Origin of the sequence: Echinicola sp. 20G, from assembly GCF_015533855.1 — a bacterium.
Classification (GTDB): domain Bacteria; phylum Bacteroidota; class Bacteroidia; order Cytophagales; family Cyclobacteriaceae; genus Echinicola.
Genome location: NZ_AP024154.1, coordinates 3611972 through 3628721, shown reverse-complemented (window position 1 = coordinate 3628721; position 16750 = coordinate 3611972). Strand labels below are relative to the sequence as shown.

The following is a 16750-nucleotide window of genomic DNA, read 5'->3' as shown; positions in this document are numbered from 1 at the left end:
TTATGTTTTTCCATTGAAATGAAAAGGCCACTTTGATATTAATCAAAGAGGCCTTTTTTGGGTATCACTATCGCTTATATCTTTGGTAGTTCCCAACCATTGTGGTAATTGGCATTTACAAGTTGGTTTGCTTCAGGGTCAGTAAACAACCCCTTTTCAGCATCCCAGTATATCTTCTTACCTGTCTTAAAAGCAATGTTCCCCATATGTGCATTGATAGCAGCAACACTACCTGTTTGTACTGCACAATTAAGCTTGGAAGCATCATTAGCTTTGATTGCCTCTACAAAATTAGTTGTATGCCGATCCAAAGCATTTCCCTCGGGCTTTACCCTGGCCATTCCTTCAATCATAGGCTTTCCATTTTTTTGCTCGGCTATAATCTCCCATCCCCCTCTATTCACAACCAAAGTTGCATTATTTCCTATGAAAGCAATTCCTTCTGTGTAGCCATAATTACCTCCATTGATCCCTGTGGCATGCTCCCATAACATGTTGAAACCATCGTATTCATAGACCGTCTGAAGAGTATCAGGTGTTTCTGAAGCGTCATCTGGATAAGCGAGCTTTCCCCCAGATGCCATAACGGACTTTGGTGCACTAACTCCCATAGCATACAAGGCAATATCAATTTCATGTACGCCCCAGTCAGTCATCAGCCCTCCGGCATAATCCCAAAACCAACGAAAATTAAAATGGAAACGGTTTTCGTTAAAGGCTCGGTCTGGCGCCGGGCCAAGCCACATTTTATAATCCACTCCTGCTGGAGGTGTACTATTGGGTTTTACCGGAACAGGGTTCATCCAACCTTGATAAGCCCAACATTTGACCAAGCGGATATTTCCAAGTTGTCCAGACTTCACAAATTCAATGGCTTCGTCATATTGGCTGCCGCTTCGCTGCCATTGGCCTACTTGCACCAATTTGCCATACCGCTCTGCAGCCTTGACCATCAGGTTACATTCTTGGATTGAATTGGCCAATGGCTTCTCAACATAAGCATGCTTACCGGCCGAAATACTATCTATTAAAGTCAAACAATGCCAGTGATCCGGTGTACCAATGATGACCACATCGATATCCTTATCTTCCAGCATTTTTCTGTAATCCTTATATAGTTTTGGTTTCTTCCCCCTTTGCTTTTCTACATCAGCAGCCCTCCTATCCAATACGCTTTGGTCAATATCCGCAATAGCCACACAATTGACCTGTGGCATTTTTAAAAACGAATTCATATTGGACCAACCCATGCCATTGGCACCGATAAGACCAACATTTACCTGGTCATTGGCGCCAATTTTCCGCGTAAATTGACCAAAGTCTTTAGCAGATAAAACAGTTGGAATAGAAAGCCCTGCCGTTGCCAGCAGGGAGTTTTGCAAAAATTTTCTTCTTGAAGACATGTTTGTTTTTTGGGTTAGTGGTTAAATATTGGCTGGGATCAAAGTTTCCTGACCCAGATATTTCTAAAATTCACCGGATTGCCATGGTCCTGTAATTTGATGGGTAACTCCGCTTCATGGGGTTCATATTTGTGAACTCCGATATACGCCGTTGAACCTTTTACTTCATAATGATTTTGCACTAAAATACCATTATGGATGACCGTTACATACGCAGGTCTGATCAACATGCCATCCTCATTGAACCTAGGTGCTGTAAAGAACACATCATAAGTATTCCACTCTGTGTGAGGTCGTGTAGCATTTACCAAAGGGATACCTTCTTTGTATAAAGAAGCTGCTTGGCCATTAGAATAAGTGCGATTGTCATAGGAATCTAAAATCTGTACTTCATAGCGATCCATAAAGAATAGCCCACTATTTCCTCTTCCTTGCCCGTCTCCTTTCACTACATCTGGTGCTTTCCATTCGATATGTACCTGCACATCCCCAAAAGACTCTTTAGTGGCAATATCACCTTTGCCAGCCGCCACTGTAAAGATACCATCATGCACACTCCATTCAGCATCACCTCCGGTTTTATAACTTTTCCATGCGCTCAAATCACTGCCATCAAAAAGAACAATAGCATCAGAAGGCGGTAAATGATTTTCTTCCCCAGGAGTAACTTTCCTAGGTTCTGGTTCCCACACTTCTGTCGCTTCTGGAGGTAATTGAATTTGTTTGTGCTGGGCCAGAGTTGGAATGCTCAATAGACTTCCCGCAACAATTGGGATCAATAGGTTTAATTTCATTTTAAATTGGGTTTTTAATAAATACAAGGTTGGAAGTTAATTGATTTGAGCTAAAATGAAAAGTGAAATTATTATTCTTATTCCATCAGTTGACCAATGGTCTATAATTCCTAAATCGATTTATTTTGATTTCATTAAAACAAAAAATCCGAGAGCTTTAAAGAAGTCTCGGATTTATGAAATTTCATCAATTATAAACAGCCATTAAACCAATTCCTTGATTTTTCGCTTTAAACTCTTCATCAAATCCTTCGGATAACTTCTGTCACCAATAAATACATCCGTCATGGCTGAGATAAAATAATCACCATACTTCTTCATCAGGAAGTTACGGATCATCCGCTGACTATAAAACCACTTCGAAACGCTTACGCCAGTAATGACTTCTGGAAGTAAGTCTTCCTCTAATTTACTTTGGTAAAGATCTCCTGCCTTTTGAGGATTCAGCTCTGATTCGGCAATAGCTTCCACCACTAGCTGTCCACTCAAAATGGCATTGGAAATTCCTTCTGCGGTCACTGGATCCGCAAAACCCGCCGCATCTCCTATCAAAAATACATTGTTTCTATAAAAGCCATCCGTCCTTGGTGCAACTGGAATTTGAAATCCATGTGCCTTTTCACTGATCACTTCTTTGATGCCCAATTTCTCCACATACTTTCTATAATGGGCTTTAAGGTCAATTCTCACCTTTCTGGCTGAAGCAACACCTAAAGACAAATGATTCTTTTTAGGGAAGCTCCAGGCATAACCATGTGGAATGGTGTCCACATCAAACCTTACTTCCTGCGACAAACGCTCAAAATCTTCAGGACTCACCTCCACTTCATACTCCAATGCAGGAATCAACTTTCTGGTCTCTTTCCACCCAGCCATCTTGGCTGTTGGACTAAGTGCTCCATCTGCAGCTATGATCATCTTGGCCTGAATATCTCCTTGACTGGTGTGTAAGGTAGGCACTTCACCAAAAGTAATTCCAGTAAGCTTATGTCCTTCTTTCACCTCGACACCAAGTTCCTTAGCCTTTTTGATGATAAAATGATCAAAATCATCACGCATCACCATACTGATTACAGGTACATCCCGTTTGGTGGTCAGCATCATTTCCTCATTTTCAAAATAAAGGTTGATCTGATAAAATTCTCTTTCCACCACAGGTGAAATATCAAAAGGCATGTTTCTCCTACCTCGAAACACAAAGCCGCCACCACAAGTCTTGTACCTTGGCAAGGTTTCCTTCTCAATCAATACAGTAGATATTCCTTTTTTTGCTAAACTATAAGCTGCCGAAGCTCCTGCAGGCCCGCTGCCAATGACAGCCACATCATATTGACTCATTCTCGTGATTGGAAATTTGAATTAAAAACTATTTCAAATAAAACATATTACGCAGATAAAACCTCATAAATCGTAAATTTTGTAATGTCAAACGATTTTACTTGTAATACTTGAAAACACTTCCCCATAGTGAACATTAATCAAACCTAATTAATAAAAGGGCATTACAAAAAGGTGTTTGACCTATTCCAGATAAAACCCTTAATTTTGACTATCCAAAATCAAAAAGATCTACAGGGTAACTTATCATGAACAATCGACAACTCTTTTTATCCCATCTGGCTCAAACCACAGACTTTCCCTTACTGATAGAAATAGAAAAGGCCGAGGGTGTCTATATGTATGGACCTAAGGGGAAAAAATACATGGACTTGATTTCTGGTATTGGAGTCAGCAATGTCGGACACCGACACCCACAAGTCGTCAAAGCTATTCAAGATCAATTGGACAAGTACATGCACCTCATGGTTTATGGAGAATATGTCCAGTCTCCCCAAGCCCAACTGGCCAAAGCTTTGGTTAGCACATTACCCAAAAAAATGGACAATGTCTATCTGGTTAATAGTGGCAGTGAGGCTGTAGAAGGTGCGTTGAAACTGGCCAAAAGATACACAGGTAGAAGAGAAATCATAAGCTGTGTCAATGCTTATCACGGATCTTCCCATGGAGCATTATCTGTTGGTGGAAATGAAATTTTCAAAAGAGGCTACAGGCCATTATTACCTGGTATTACCAATGTACCTTTCGGGGAAATGGAAGCTTTGGAGCAAATCACTGAAGAAACGGCAGCATTTATCATTGAAACTGTCCAAGGAGAAGGAGGAATTAGGGTTGCGTCCAAAGAGTTTTTTCAGGCACTCCGCCATAAATGTGACGAAACAGGTACTTTACTGATTCTGGATGAGATTCAAGCTGGATTTGGCAGGACGGGCAAATTCTGGGCTTTTGAACACTACGGTATAGAACCTGACATATTGGTCTGTGCCAAAGGAATGGGAGGTGGAATGCCTATAGGAGCGTTTATTGCGGCCCAACCGGTGATGGCTGTATTTAAAAATAATCCATTACTGGGTCATATCACTACCTTTGGAGGTCACCCGGTAAGTTCAGCTGCATCTTTGGCAACCATTCAGGTACTAAAAGAAGAAAAACTGATCGAACAAGTAGCCGCTAAAGCAGAGCTGTTTAAAAAGTTACTAAATCATGATAAAATCAAAGGCATCCGCAACAAAGGCCTGATGATGGCTGTGGAGTTCGAATCATTTGAGGTGTTAAAACCGATTATCGATAGGGCAATTGAATTGGGAATCATCACCGATTGGTTTTTATTCTGTGAGGATAGCATGCGCATTGCCCCTCCTCTGACCATTACCGAAGAAGAAATCCATGAAGCCTGTAAAGTGATTCTTCAGGCCATTGAGGAAAATAGTTAATCAGTTGATTCAAAGGAACGGCAATCGCCCTATTTGATCTGATACTTATCAAATAGGGCGCTTTTGTAATATTTCTTCACTCAAAACTTAAGCCCCAAAAGACAAATCACCAGGAGCTGAAGCAGTAAATAGTCCCCATTACTGAACATATGCTGGGGGTGTACCAAAAACAACTCTTTTTCAAAACCTAACAGAAATTATTTTCTGTAAATTTTGTGTAGCTAAATAACTACATATATATTTATAGCTAAATGACTACACAATGAAACTAAGAAGAGATGTATTCCAAGCTATTGCAGATCCAACCAGACGGGCAATTCTGCTTCTGGTAGCCTCTCAATCAATGACAGCAGGTGCCATTGCGAACAACTTTGATACAGCAAGGCCCACTGTGTCCAAGCATCTTCAGATACTTACTGCCTGTGAATTATTGGCTCAAGAACAACAGGGCCGGGAAATCATCTATCATTTTAATCCCAACAAAATGAAGGAGGTAGCTGACTTTATAGAACCTTTCAGAAAAATGTGGGATGACCGCTTTAATAAACTAGAGGAAATAATGAAAAAATACCAATCTAATCAATAACCCCAAATGGAACTAAAAACAAAGGTAAATGCCGAAGAAGGCAAACAGGAGATTTTTATTACCAGAGAATTTGACTTGCCAGTAGACTTGCTCTTTAAGGCCTACATTGAACCCGAAATCGTGGAACAATGGATGGGAACCAAGGTACTTAAACTAGAAAGTAAAAAACATGGCAGCTTCCAATTTGAAACCACTGACCCCAAAGGAAACAAACATTGCTTCAACGGTGTAATCCACGAATTTACTCCTAATGAGAAAATCATCAGAACTTTTGAAATGGAAGGTACATCGTTCGGTGTACAGTTAGAAATACTAGAATTCCATAAGCTTACTTCCAACCAAAGTAAACTCCATAAGCAAGTGATTTACCAATCAGTAGCCTATAGAGATGAAAACTTAAAACTTCCCTTCAGACAAGGTATCAACTGGGCGCATAATCGTTTGGAAGAAATTGTAAAACACTCAAATAAAAAACTATGACAAAGAGGAATAGGATCATCTATTGGGTAGCTACCATTTGGCTAGCTTTAGGCATGACCTCCACAGGCATTGTACAACTGATTAAAATGGAAGAAGAAGTGTCAAATTTTTCTTCTTTGGGCTATCCGCTTTACCTAATGACCATTATTGGTATTTGGAAAATCCTAGGTGTTGTTACAGTGCTCATCCCTAAATATCCATTATTGAAAGAATGGGCTTATGCTGGCTTCTTCTTCACCATGACCGGAGCCATTATCAGCCACTTAGCCATTGGAGATAATCCAACCACTTTATTTGGTCCTTCCCTACTACTTGTACTTACCATAGTATCATGGTATTTTAGACCTGAACTAAACCATTATAAACCCAAAAATGAATAGCATGAACACTAAAGTTGACCTGTTTTTGGAAAAGGCCCAAAAGTGGCAGGATGAAATGAAGTTGATGAGAAAAATTGCCTTGGATTGTGGCCTTACCGAAGATTTCAAGTGGATGCACCCTTGTTACACGCTCAAAGGCAATAATGTGGTTTTAATCCATCAATTCAAAGAATACTGTGCTTTCCTCTTCCATAAAGGAGCATTGCTAAAAGACCCGGAAAACATCCTGATCCAGCAAACTAAAAATGTCCAATCAGCCCGTCAAATCCGATTCACTCACATCGATGACATTGTCAAGCAGCAGGCCACCATCAAAGCTTATATTTATGAAGCTATTGAAATAGAAAAAGCGGGTTTGGTGGTGGAAATGAAAAAAACCACTGAATTTGATGTACCTGAGGAATTGGAAGATAAATTCAAGGAAACGCCTTCGTTCAAAACCGCTTTTGAAGCCTTGACCCCAGGAAGGCAAAGAGGCTATCTACTCCATTTTTCACAAGCCAAACAAGCCAAAACCCGTATCTCTAGGATTGAAAAAGCCATGCCTGATATCTTTGAGGGAAAAGGGCTGAATGATAGATAGATTAAAAAAAGATGGAGCCAGGAGCCCCATCTTTTCCGCGAAAACATATGTCAAATCAAGTTAACCTTAGAAATTCATTGTTCCATTGGACTGGAGTGTATATCTGAATGTTTGATAACCTCCAGCAAAAGGGTCTATATCCTCATGAGCAGGATTCCCTTCGTAATAGCTGATCATTTCCAATTTGGCATAATTACCTGCATTGGTTTTTACCAAAATCACTACTCCTGCTAGAGGTGTAATAATATGGGTAGTTTGATCATAAAAGTACCATCCATTTCCACTTCCTGTAGGAATGGCATTTCCCTCCTCAGTATCTACCGCAAACTCCGCTGTGGTGGGTACCGATTCCAATTCATCGAAAATTAATCCATCCAATACTGCTGCTTCGGCATTTCCGTCACCACTCACTCCATTATTTACAATAATGGTGGTTCCGAAAAATCCCAGATCCCAATCACCATCTTCAGAATCTACAACTGCGTTGTTTTCTAAGCTGTAATAAACAAATTCAGTTCCTCCTGACTGGGCACCTGGCGCATATAAATCCTCCACCAAAACCGCTTCCAATTCCACTTCTGGTTCGGTTTCGTCGTTATCAGTGCATGCGGTAAATAAAGGCAATGCCAACATTGCCAAAATGAAATAGTTTACTTTTTTCATGTTATTGATGATCATTTAAATAATTGATTTAGTGAGGTATTGATTCCTATAAAATAGGTTCTTCCGGGGTTAGTAGAATCATATTGATTCAAGGCGTCTGTGATATTTCTCACGCCTGTCTCCACTCCAATCCCATTGTCAAATTGCTTGTTTAAAGTCAGGTGAATTTGAAATACACCATCTGCATATTCTGATTCATCGTCCAGAATTTGATTGCCATTAATATCTCCAAATCCATACTTGCCTCTATAGATTCCTCTTAGCGCCATATTGACTCCTGTATGCTTTTCCCAAAAGTTTACCTTGACATTTCCACTGTGACGACTGCGATTAAACAATCCACCATAGTCTGCCTTGGTTACTCTTGTCGTTTGGTTCTGTCCATTTCTCTTGAAGTATTCACCATTTTCGATTCCGTCGAGTACTTCCTGATCCCTGCTATCCAAATAAGCGTATCCCAAAGAAAAACGCCACTGAGAACCCACTCGATAGTTGACATCTACTTCTGCTCCTTGTGTAATTACTTCGCTGAGGTTAAGGTAGCTATAAACATGCTGGCTGTTGGTCAGCCTTGCCACCGCAGCGGTCTCAATCAGGTTATAAATCTGGTTTCTGTAAAAGTTCGTACTGACAAGAAGATCTTCGCTGACCCGCCATCTAAAGCCTGTATTAAACGCCCAGCTATGCTCTGCGTCCAAATCTCCAAATAAACTTGGATCCATTAATATTTGCTGTACCTGACCTTGCTCCTGCAATCGGGCAACACCATCTTCCACCAAATTGGCACCATAGACATAATAGCCTACAGCAGCATTATTGAAGTTGAGCAATAGCTGTCTGAAATCCGGGGACTTGAAACCTGCCCCAATGGAAGCCTGCCAGCTAAATTGATCAGAGAATTTGTACATGGCAGAAATTTTAGGGCTCACACGTCCACCATATTGACTGTGATGATCTCCTCTGGCTCCTGTCACCACATTCCATTTTTCGGAAGGGGTCCACTGATGCTGCAGGTAAAGGTAGCTGGCATCAAACCGGTTGACATCATCATAGCGAGTTGCCTCTACAGTCTCTATTTGATGCCCCACCCCTACTGTCAGCAATTGCTTGTCGCCCAGTGTATGATCTGTTTGAAGCTCAGTACGGTGATAGTTTTGGGAAAAATCTTCCTTATCCAGAAATGCCCCATCTTCTCGATAGACAATAGAAGAATGTGTATCAAAAATGGATGTGGTATGTCGCAGCGTAAAGTTCCAGTCCTTCGAAGGCTTAAAGGTTACTGAAGGGTTGATATTGATATCCCTACGGCTGCCTTCCATGTCAGCAATCACAGATTCATTTCCTCTGGTCGTTTCCATGATATCCTGGTATTTTTCATCATAGAACCTGCTGCTAAGATTGATTTTCCATTTCTCTCCCAAGTCTTTTCCCAATTTCAACTGGGCAGTTTGCGCATCATAAGGGGATTTGGTATTGCTCAGACTTTCCGGACTCAAATCATAACCATCTGTACTGTAATGATTGTAGTAGCCGTAAAGCTGCCAGCCATTTTTCTGCCAGCCTAGTTCCCCTCCCAAGTCTAGGGAGTTAAAAGAACCATACCTGCCCATTACCTTAGCGGTCAATTGTTCTTCTTGTTTTTTAGTAATGATATTCACTACTCCGGCCATTGCCTCACTGCCATAAATCGCACTGGATGGCCCTCTAAGAATTTCTATTCGATCGATATTGCTGACACTGATCCTATCCAGATCAAAAGTTCCCCCTGTCCTACCAATCAAAGGTTCTCCATCCAACAAAATCAGGATGTAATCTGAATCCAAGCCCTGCATTTGTAAACCTGTTCCATGATCGGCCACAAGCTGTAAACCTGTCTGTTCACTCAACACATCTGATAACCTGAATGCTCCGGTTTCCTGTATTTTCTCTGTTGTCAATACCTTTACAGGCATAGGTAAATCCTCTACACTTCTGTTGGTCCGCGTAGCAGAAAGAACGTATTCATCCATCTGGCCAAGCGACTCTTTGAGAATTACTTTGGGGTTTTGTTGTAACTCCCCTACTGTGATCTCAACTTTCTCATACCCCATGGCGTAGATTTGCAAAACTGTGGATGCTTCAATTGCGGCCAGGTTGATTTGCACCATACCGTCCTCATCGACTGTGAGCAACTGCTGCTCACCCATGCGGACAATGCCATGCCGAATAGGGCTTCCTTTGGCATCCTGAACTTGAACCTGCAAGGCTTGCCCATAAGCAAAAACCAACCCACAGATTAAGTTGAGTAACAGGGTATAAATAATCTTTTTCATCATATTTAAATACTACTGACTTCAAGAGTTAAATGAACCCCGGACCGAAGCCCGAGGATTCAAAACAACTCAAAAAGTAAAGAGACAATTATAAAAAATTGAGTTCGTCTTAAATGCGCGGTAAGTTGTCTATCAAATTTTTCCAACTTACATTTTGAGGAATTCCGGGCTTCCTCAATCCGAAATATTGTGCGATCAGTTCACCTGTTTGGTCATAAAGTTCCACAGATGATACCAATCCATCCGTAGTGTTTTTATGCACCACCCAAGCACTGTCTATGGTGTCCTCATTGAGGTGCATCACAAAATCCGGATCCATAACATTGAACCAATTGTCAAGCTGTCTGGTAGTTCTCACTTTCCCTTGATGGATTTGGATGTTTCCTCTATTTCCAGCAAAGACCATAATTGGAAGTTTTTTTGCAGAAGCCGTTTCCAGTATATTTCTAACCACTAGTTTTTCAACAGGATAGGCCCATTTTTCGCCTATCAATTTTAAAGCCTCCAAACGATGTACCTTGTGTTTCTTGAGCATCCCAAAAAAGTCATGGGTATCCTTCATATTTTCCCAATCCTGTCTAAATGCAGCTACGTCTACCTCTTTGGCATATTCAGGGCCAGGAATGGTCTCTATGTCCAAAACAGCGGATTGATCCAAAGCTTTATACTCTTGCGTCAGTTGCTCAAAGACCTCCAGGTTGCTTTCTTTTTGCATATAAATCTTCAAAATGGCATCTCCAGCTTTGTCAAAAAACTGAAAGCTTTTCATTGGCCCTCTTGCTCCCTGAATTTCAGCGGAGAAACCAAACTTCCAATTGCTAAAAAATATCCTTTGTTCTATGGGGCCAATCACCGTGGCTATTTGATTTGGAGCGGTACCATGAATACTGATTTTCTGAAAAGTACCTTTATGTTCCAAAACACATCCCTCGGAACGTGTCAAAGCCAAAACTCTCCCTAAATCTCTGCATTGTAAGATGAAATCCGCCCAATTCCCTTCCAATAGCACTACACCTTCTCCAATAGATGTCGCTAAAAGCTCAGCTTCCGAAACGCCCAATTGCTTGGCCGCTTCCCTGATTCTGATACCTGGATTTTCTGCTTTGAAGTTTTTATATTTTTCTTTTAACTCGTTGTCTTTAACAATTGTATTCATATTCAAGCTGTTTTAAATGAGATGTATTGTTTGTTGTTGACCAGTGCTTCAGAACTGATCATCAAAGCATTTTCTATAGAAGGGTGTGGCAAAACTGAAATGGGATGCCCATAAATTTCAGTCAGTTTTGCTTCCTGCATTGCTTCCTGAACACTACCGGAATAAAGAATATTGCCTTCCTTCATCAACAGGATCTTATCGGCATATTGAGCGGCCAAATTGAGATCATGTAAAATGGCAAAAACACCAATGTTTCGCTTTTTCAGCTGTTGCACAATACTAAGCACCAAATGCTGTTGGGCGATATCCATACTCGAGGTAGGTTCATCCAAAAACAAGTACCTAGGAAAGGGCTTGTCTTCCCAAATTTGGAGAAGAACACGGGCCAAATGCACCCTTTGTCTTTCACCGCCTGAGAGTTCATTGATCATTCTATGCCTAAAAGCTTCAACCTGTGTGAGCTTCATCACTTCTTCCAAAAGTTGGGAAGAACGCGTCTGTTTATCATGCGATAAAGCACCTAGTCTCACTATTTCTTCAACAGTGAAAGGGAAATTAACAACCGAATGCTGTGGCATCACTGCCCGATATTTTGCCAGCTCGTTGGTTTTAAGGCTTTCGATCGCTTCACCGTTAATAGTTATTTTGCCATTCGAACAAACTTGTTCTCCAGTCAGTAACTTAAGCAAAGTGGATTTCCCTGCTCCATTAGGGCCCAGTACCACAGCCAGCTCACCCGAAGAAATTGAAACATCAATTTCTTCCAGAATCGGTCTATTTTTTAAACAGAAATGAATTCCATTGGCTGCGATCATACGGTTATTCTTTTTTGCTTAAAATTCATCAGTATATAGATAAAGAACGGTGCCCCTAAAATGGCCGTAATGATTCCTATGGAGAGTTCTGCGGGCGCCACTATTATCCTCGAAAGGACATCAGAAATCAACAACAAAATCCCTCCTGTCAGAAATGAAACTGGTAAAAGCGTATGATGGTCAGATCCCAAAACCATTCGGACCAAATGAGGCACCACCAGCCCTACGAAGCCAATGGCCCCTGTCACAGACACCCCTGCACCTACGGCCAATGCACTAAAGAACAGCACCACATACTTTACTTTTTGTACATTTACCCCCATATGGAAAGCTTCCGACTCTCCGATAGCAAGGGCATTCAATGACCTTGGAAATGACATGATGATTACAGAACTGAGCAAGACCAATGTTCCTGCTATATAAAGTTTTGTCCAACTGGCGCCTCCCAAACTTCCCAAACTCCAAAATGTGAAGTTTCGAATGGCATTGTCATCTCCATAATAAATTACCAAGCCTATCAAAGCTGCTGAGAGTGCATTGATGGCCACTCCAGCCAATATCAAAATGGAAATGTCAGTTTTGCCTCCTTTACTGGCCAATCTGTAAGCCAGGAAAGTATTCAGCAAGCCTCCTATAAAGGCAGCAAATGGCAAAGCAAAGACCCCCATGATGGATTGCAATTGCCAACCAATCGTTCCTGAAAAAACGATCATGATAACCGCAAACAAAGCACTTCCCGAACTGACTCCTATGATGGCAGGCTCTACCAATGGATTTCTAAAAAGTCCCTGTAAAGATGCCCCTGCAACAGCCAAGGCACCCCCAACCAAAATCGCTAACAATACTCTTGGTAACCTTATGGTCCACAATACTGCCATTTTTTCATCAGGAACTTCGATTAAACTCAAGCCAAACTTGCTCAGAATAACATTCACTACTTCCGACAACGATATGGGGTAAGCTCCTGTCAGCAAGGCCAATAGTGCCGAAGCTAAAAGCAATACAAAGCATACCCCCAGAATTAATGGGCGCTTGGATCGAACATTATGATAATTTAAAGACAGTATCATGGCTTTAAACTTAAGGGTGGGTCTTTTCGAACAACTCTATAGCCGCCTTTCCTAATCTAGGTCCAAACCCAGAAAGATAATGACCATCCATCGCTATCAGTTGGTCTTTTTTCCAAGCTTCAGTTTCTGTGATTCCTTGAATGGCTTTCAAACCATCTTTTCCACCTGATGCTTTCCAACCCGATTCAAACAGTAAGATGTATTCAGGATTGATGGCAGCTAAAGCTTCTGGAGTAAGTGGCTTAATTCCTTCAAAGTCCACTGGGGATTTCTTGCCTCCTGCCAATTGGATGATGGCATCTGCAAAAGTTTCTCTACCAGCCAAAAAGACTGTTTCAGGGCCTCTGGACATGATAAAGATCACTTCAGGACTTCTTTTATCATTAGTCTTCAATGCTTCCAACCTACTAAAGTCTTGTTCGAGATCATCCACTAATTTTTTGGAATTTCCTTCTTCTTTAAACAGCTGGCCAACAGACTCTATCAAACTTATTGAGCTGGATTTATCAAGTGGTTTTTCAAAGACATGAACTTCCTTACCACTATTTTGAAGTTGTAATAGCACGTCATCATTGAGGTAACCTTCTTCCACCAAAATCATATCTGGACCAAGGGAAAGTATCCCTTCCGCTTGAATCTGATTTCTATATCCAATAGAAGGCAATGATTGCATGCTGGCAGGGTAAGTACTTGTCCTGTCCGTTGCAATGATCTCATCTCCATGTCCCAATGCAAAGACAATTTCAGTAATAGTGCCCCCTGCTGTGATGATTTTTTTGGACGAATAGACTTCTTCCTGCTGAGTACTTTCAGAAGACTTCGAGCCACATGAAAGCAACAAAGCAGATATTAAAAACAGCGCTATAAACCTTTTCATTATTTAGATTAATTACAGATAACTTCACAAAAGTATATCTATTTAGATTTAATCCAAATTAATTGTAATTGATAATAACTATAGGTTTTATAAAATCATTACAGCGTGATTGTTTTTGAAAAACGATCAAAAAAATTTATTAATACCTCTTTTGAATTTCTTAAATCGGAAGAAAAAACACTTTACATTAACTAAAAATCGATTGAAGTTCAATCACCCAATTCTTCACAAAAAAAACCAGATGCAGAGATTGCTGTTGCAATTTCTTCTACTTGATCTACTTCGGTAACAACCCTTAAAATCCGATCACAATCTTCCAAGTCAAAATTCCACGCCCCTTTTCCCAAAATCCTGTTCAAAACAGGAGCTACATGATCGACTTCAGTTTCATTATCAATAGATGTTTTAAATACCAAAATCATAACAAAATAGATTTATTTAATCTTAAAGTCATCTCTGAATCATTCGGCCAATAATCCGCCTTAAGAAGTGACACAAATATAAACACTTGAAAACCGCGAACTCTAGAATCACAAAATTTTCATTCCCAAAATTCAAAACATTAAAGAAAGTACGCGGAAGCATCTCTTTATGTTTTTTGGTTTTCTTTAGGACAAAGTAAAGCTTCAATAGTGACAACCCTATGTCAGTAGGCTAGTGCTTTTCTTTAATCGCTCCCACTTTTCCTGCATTTTTTGAATGACCTTATCCTTCAAATGATCCGGGGACTGGATATCAGCATATTCTGCAAACATAAAATACCACCTCATAAAGTCATCCTCATAAGGCAGCATAAATGTCATCTCCACTTTATCTGCTACATCTGCTTCATACACCAAACCATATTCATATTTCGATTGATTCAGATACGGTGCCACCGATTTATCCACTTCAACCACAATCTTGGTCAACTCCTTTTTGTTCTCCAACTCTTTTAAATAGGCCTGCAAACTTGGATGTTTATCTTCAAATTTCTCCTCCAATTCCCTCAAAGAAATTATTCTGTCTATTCGAAAAGTTCTGTAGGCATTTCTAAGGCGACAATAAGCAATCATATACCATTGATCATAAAAATAGTAGATACCCACTGGCTCTATTTTTCTTTCTGATGCAACCTCTTTGCCCATTGCTTGATACTCCATGATCAATACCACTTTGTTTACTACACCTGAAAGAATGGTAGGGATCGTCTTAGGCCTATTGGCTTGCTGAAGAGTATTGGCTTTCTTTCTGATTTCAATATGCGTTTCTACCTGTTCATAGATTTCCTTCTCCCCACTGCGAAGTACAGACCGGATTTTATACATGGCCGATTTAAAATGGGCTGCACTTTCTTTATCTGTTAGCTTTTCAACCATTTTTTCTGCTACTACAAAAGCCATTGCCTCATCTTCTGTGAACATGACAGGGGGTAACCTGTATCCCTCCACCAAAGAATACCCTGAACCTGCTTCACCGATGATGGGTACACCAGCTTCTTCGAGCGCTTTTACATCGCGATAAACCGTCCGTAAACTAATATCAAAACGATCAGCAATCTGCTGTGCTTTGACCAATCTTTTGGATTGTAAATGGGTCAATATTGCGGTTAAGCGGTCTATTCGATTCATATTGTCACCTAGAATTCAAGCTTTGATAATGTAATAAATGTAACATTTTTTCATCCATATGACATCATTGACCTTAGGCAGAACAAAAAGACAGACACATGTTGTCACATTTCATAATTGATATCCTTTTGATTGTATCCTCCATTTATCCTAAAGGGTGGAACTCGCAAACCAAATCCCTTGCGAATCGATAGATAACTATTTATATTGAACAGCTTTTGAAAATACTGTATTTCTCAAAATAACCTTAATAATTACTGCAATTAACAACAATATTAAAATGAAAAACCACACTAACCCTAGAAGGAATTTTTTAAAAAATGCTGCCCTAGGTAGTGCCTTGGCTACATTCACCAGTGGAGTATCACTGGCAAGTACTTCAGAAAAAGCCAAAGCAAGAAGAGAATTCAATATGAACTACGCTCCTCACTTTGGCATGTTTAAAAACCACGCCGGCGATGATTATGTAGATCAAATCAATTTCATGGCCGAACAAGGTTTTACTGCTTTTGAGGACAATGGGCTTATGAAGCGCTCATTGGAAGATCAAAAACGTATCGGTGCAGCACTGGAGAAGAACAACATGACCATGGGGGTTTTTGTGATTGACCCAGGCTTCAATTGGAAAACCGGACTAACTACTGGTAAGCAAGAGTTCAAAGATGCTTTTGTAAAAGAATGTGAGAAAGCAGTAGAAGTAGCCAAAATAGTCAATGCCAAATGGATGACAGTGGTACCTGGGTATTTTGAGCGGAGATTACCTTTGGACCAACAAACAGCCCATGTAATCGAAGCCTATAAATTGGCCTCCGATGTTTTTGAACCGCACAATTTAACGATGGTCATGGAGCCACTGAGTGATAACCCCGACCTATTTTTGAGGCACTCCAATCAGGGATACCTGATCTGCAAATCAGTGGACAGCCCTGCTTGCAAGATTCTTTACGACATTTATCACATGCAAAGAAATGAAGGAGACCTGATCAAAAACATGCAGCTTTGCTGGGAGGAAATCGCCTATATTCAAATTGGAGACAATCCAGGCAGAAAGGAACCTGGGACAGGTGAGATCAACTATCAAAATGTCTTCAAATGGATCGATAACCAAGGATTCAAAGGAGTCTGTGGCATGGAACATGGAAATGCCATGCCAGGAAAAGAAGGTGAGCAAGCCCTTATTGACGCCTATCACAAAGCAGATGCCTTCAAATAAACAATCATCAATAAGCCAAAAAATCCCGGGAATCCCG

At 40.6% G+C, this 16750-nt stretch carries 17 protein-coding genes; 6 read left to right on the top strand and 11 right to left on the bottom strand.

Features of this window, described 5'->3' with window-relative positions:
• Positions 1 to 74: 74 nt before the first annotated feature.
• The 3 genes from JL001_RS14915 to JL001_RS14905 form a co-directional block, all read right to left on the bottom strand.
• Positions 75 to 1403 carry a Gfo/Idh/MocA family protein gene (locus JL001_RS14915; RefSeq protein WP_200977431.1) on the bottom strand — a complete coding sequence of 443 codons (1329 nt, stop codon included), beginning with the start codon at positions 1401 to 1403 and terminating at the stop codon, positions 75 to 77.
• Positions 1404 to 1441: 38 nt separating this feature from the next.
• The gene (locus JL001_RS14910) at positions 1442 to 2197 is read right to left on the bottom strand and encodes a DUF1080 domain-containing protein (protein ID WP_200977429.1); all 756 of its coding nucleotides are present in this window, start codon (positions 2195 to 2197) and stop codon (positions 1442 to 1444) included.
• 204 nt (positions 2198 to 2401) lie between these two features.
• A complete protein-coding gene (locus JL001_RS14905; protein WP_200977427.1) occupies positions 2402 to 3535 on the bottom strand; it encodes a geranylgeranyl reductase family protein in 1134 nt (377 codons plus the stop codon).
• A gap of 248 nt (positions 3536 to 3783) precedes the next feature.
• Here JL001_RS14905 and JL001_RS14900 point away from each other — a divergent pair, with 248 nt between their 5' ends.
• The 5 genes from JL001_RS14900 (at position 3784) to JL001_RS14880 (ending at position 6997) form a co-directional block, all read left to right on the top strand.
• Positions 3784 to 4968 (top strand): aspartate aminotransferase family protein, encoded by a 1185-nt coding sequence (locus tag JL001_RS14900; RefSeq protein WP_200977425.1) that lies wholly within the window; start codon positions 3784 to 3786, stop codon positions 4966 to 4968.
• A gap of 262 nt (positions 4969 to 5230) precedes the next feature.
• Positions 5231 to 5554, top strand: coding sequence for a helix-turn-helix transcriptional regulator (locus JL001_RS14895; protein ID WP_200977423.1), 324 nt, complete (start codon positions 5231 to 5233; stop codon positions 5552 to 5554).
• A gap of 6 nt (positions 5555 to 5560) precedes the next feature.
• The gene (locus tag JL001_RS14890; RefSeq protein WP_200977421.1) at positions 5561 to 6034 is read left to right on the top strand and encodes an SRPBCC domain-containing protein; all 474 of its coding nucleotides are present in this window, start codon (positions 5561 to 5563) and stop codon (positions 6032 to 6034) included.
• Entirely contained in the window at positions 6031 to 6414 is a 384-nt protein-coding gene (locus JL001_RS14885; protein WP_200977419.1) for a DoxX family protein, read from the top strand. Before JL001_RS14890 ends, JL001_RS14885 begins: the two co-directional genes overlap by 4 nt.
• 1 nt (position 6415) lies before the next feature.
• A complete protein-coding gene (locus tag JL001_RS14880; protein ID WP_200977417.1) occupies positions 6416 to 6997 on the top strand; it encodes a YdeI family protein in 582 nt (193 codons plus the stop codon).
• A 66-nt stretch (positions 6998 to 7063) separates the two neighbouring features.
• Here JL001_RS14880 and JL001_RS14875 read toward each other — a convergent pair whose 3' ends face one another.
• The 8 genes from JL001_RS14875 to JL001_RS14840 all read right to left on the bottom strand — a co-directional run bounded on the left by JL001_RS14875 (position 7064) and on the right by JL001_RS14840 (position 15500).
• Positions 7064 to 7675 (bottom strand): HmuY family protein, encoded by a 612-nt coding sequence (locus tag JL001_RS14875; RefSeq protein ID WP_236252826.1) that lies wholly within the window; start codon positions 7673 to 7675, stop codon positions 7064 to 7066.
• Positions 7672 to 9975: a TonB-dependent receptor domain-containing protein gene (locus JL001_RS14870; protein ID WP_200977415.1), complete on the bottom strand. Its 2304-nt coding sequence runs from the start codon at positions 9973 to 9975 to the stop codon at positions 7672 to 7674. Before JL001_RS14870 ends, JL001_RS14875 begins: the two co-directional genes overlap by 4 nt.
• Positions 9976 to 10081: 106 nt before the next feature.
• Positions 10082 to 11128, bottom strand: coding sequence for a hemin-degrading factor (locus tag JL001_RS14865; protein WP_200977413.1), 1047 nt, complete (start codon positions 11126 to 11128; stop codon positions 10082 to 10084).
• A gap of 2 nt (positions 11129 to 11130) precedes the next feature.
• Positions 11131 to 11943, bottom strand: coding sequence for a heme ABC transporter ATP-binding protein (locus JL001_RS14860; RefSeq protein WP_200977411.1), 813 nt, complete (start codon positions 11941 to 11943; stop codon positions 11131 to 11133).
• Entirely contained in the window at positions 11940 to 13013 is a 1074-nt protein-coding gene (locus tag JL001_RS14855) for an iron ABC transporter permease (protein ID WP_200977409.1), read from the bottom strand. Before JL001_RS14855 ends, JL001_RS14860 begins: the two co-directional genes overlap by 4 nt.
• A 10-nt stretch (positions 13014 to 13023) precedes the next feature.
• Positions 13024 to 13890, bottom strand: coding sequence for a hemin ABC transporter substrate-binding protein (locus JL001_RS14850; protein ID WP_200977407.1), 867 nt, complete (start codon positions 13888 to 13890; stop codon positions 13024 to 13026).
• Between the two features lie 209 nt (positions 13891 to 14099).
• The gene (locus JL001_RS14845; RefSeq protein ID WP_200977405.1) at positions 14100 to 14312 is read right to left on the bottom strand and encodes a hypothetical protein; all 213 of its coding nucleotides are present in this window, start codon (positions 14310 to 14312) and stop codon (positions 14100 to 14102) included.
• A gap of 219 nt (positions 14313 to 14531) precedes the next feature.
• Positions 14532 to 15500, bottom strand: a complete 969-nt coding sequence (locus tag JL001_RS14840) for a YafY family protein (protein WP_200977403.1) — start codon at positions 15498 to 15500, stop codon at positions 14532 to 14534.
• A gap of 280 nt (positions 15501 to 15780) precedes the next feature.
• Between JL001_RS14840 and JL001_RS14835 the strand changes: the two genes are divergently transcribed.
• Positions 15781 to 16713: a hydroxypyruvate isomerase family protein gene (locus JL001_RS14835; RefSeq protein ID WP_200977401.1), complete on the top strand. Its 933-nt coding sequence runs from the start codon at positions 15781 to 15783 to the stop codon at positions 16711 to 16713.
• The last annotated feature ends 37 nt before the right edge of the window (positions 16714 to 16750 follow it).

Excerpts from the sequence above, each read along its gene's own strand:
- JL001_RS14915 (WP_200977431.1), bottom strand. The coding sequence starts at position 1,403 with ATGTCTTCAAGAAGAAAATTTTTGCAAAACTCCCTGCTGGCAACGGCA.
- JL001_RS14910 (WP_200977429.1), bottom strand. The coding sequence starts at position 2,197 with ATGAAATTAAACCTATTGATCCCAATTGTTGCGGGAAGTCTATTGAGC.
- JL001_RS14905 (WP_200977427.1), bottom strand. The coding sequence starts at position 3,535 with ATGAGTCAATATGATGTGGCTGTCATTGGCAGCGGGCCTGCAGGAGCT.
- JL001_RS14900 (WP_200977425.1), top strand. The coding sequence starts at position 3,784 with ATGAACAATCGACAACTCTTTTTATCCCATCTGGCTCAAACCACAGAC.
- JL001_RS14895 (WP_200977423.1), top strand. The coding sequence starts at position 5,231 with ATGAAACTAAGAAGAGATGTATTCCAAGCTATTGCAGATCCAACCAGA.
- JL001_RS14890 (WP_200977421.1), top strand. The coding sequence starts at position 5,561 with ATGGAACTAAAAACAAAGGTAAATGCCGAAGAAGGCAAACAGGAGATT.
- JL001_RS14885 (WP_200977419.1), top strand. The coding sequence starts at position 6,031 with ATGACAAAGAGGAATAGGATCATCTATTGGGTAGCTACCATTTGGCTA.
- JL001_RS14880 (WP_200977417.1), top strand. The coding sequence starts at position 6,416 with ATGAACACTAAAGTTGACCTGTTTTTGGAAAAGGCCCAAAAGTGGCAG.
- JL001_RS14875 (WP_236252826.1), bottom strand. The coding sequence starts at position 7,675 with ATGATCATCAATAACATGAAAAAAGTAAACTATTTCATTTTGGCAATG.
- JL001_RS14870 (WP_200977415.1), bottom strand. The coding sequence starts at position 9,975 with ATGATGAAAAAGATTATTTATACCCTGTTACTCAACTTAATCTGTGGG.
- JL001_RS14865 (WP_200977413.1), bottom strand. The coding sequence starts at position 11,128 with ATGAATACAATTGTTAAAGACAACGAGTTAAAAGAAAAATATAAAAAC.
- JL001_RS14860 (WP_200977411.1), bottom strand. The coding sequence starts at position 11,943 with ATGATCGCAGCCAATGGAATTCATTTCTGTTTAAAAAATAGACCGATT.
- JL001_RS14855 (WP_200977409.1), bottom strand. The coding sequence starts at position 13,013 with ATGATACTGTCTTTAAATTATCATAATGTTCGATCCAAGCGCCCATTA.
- JL001_RS14850 (WP_200977407.1), bottom strand. The coding sequence starts at position 13,890 with ATGAAAAGGTTTATAGCGCTGTTTTTAATATCTGCTTTGTTGCTTTCA.
- JL001_RS14845 (WP_200977405.1), bottom strand. The coding sequence starts at position 14,312 with ATGATTTTGGTATTTAAAACATCTATTGATAATGAAACTGAAGTCGAT.
- JL001_RS14840 (WP_200977403.1), bottom strand. The coding sequence starts at position 15,500 with ATGAATCGAATAGACCGCTTAACCGCAATATTGACCCATTTACAATCC.
- JL001_RS14835 (WP_200977401.1), top strand. The coding sequence starts at position 15,781 with ATGAAAAACCACACTAACCCTAGAAGGAATTTTTTAAAAAATGCTGCC.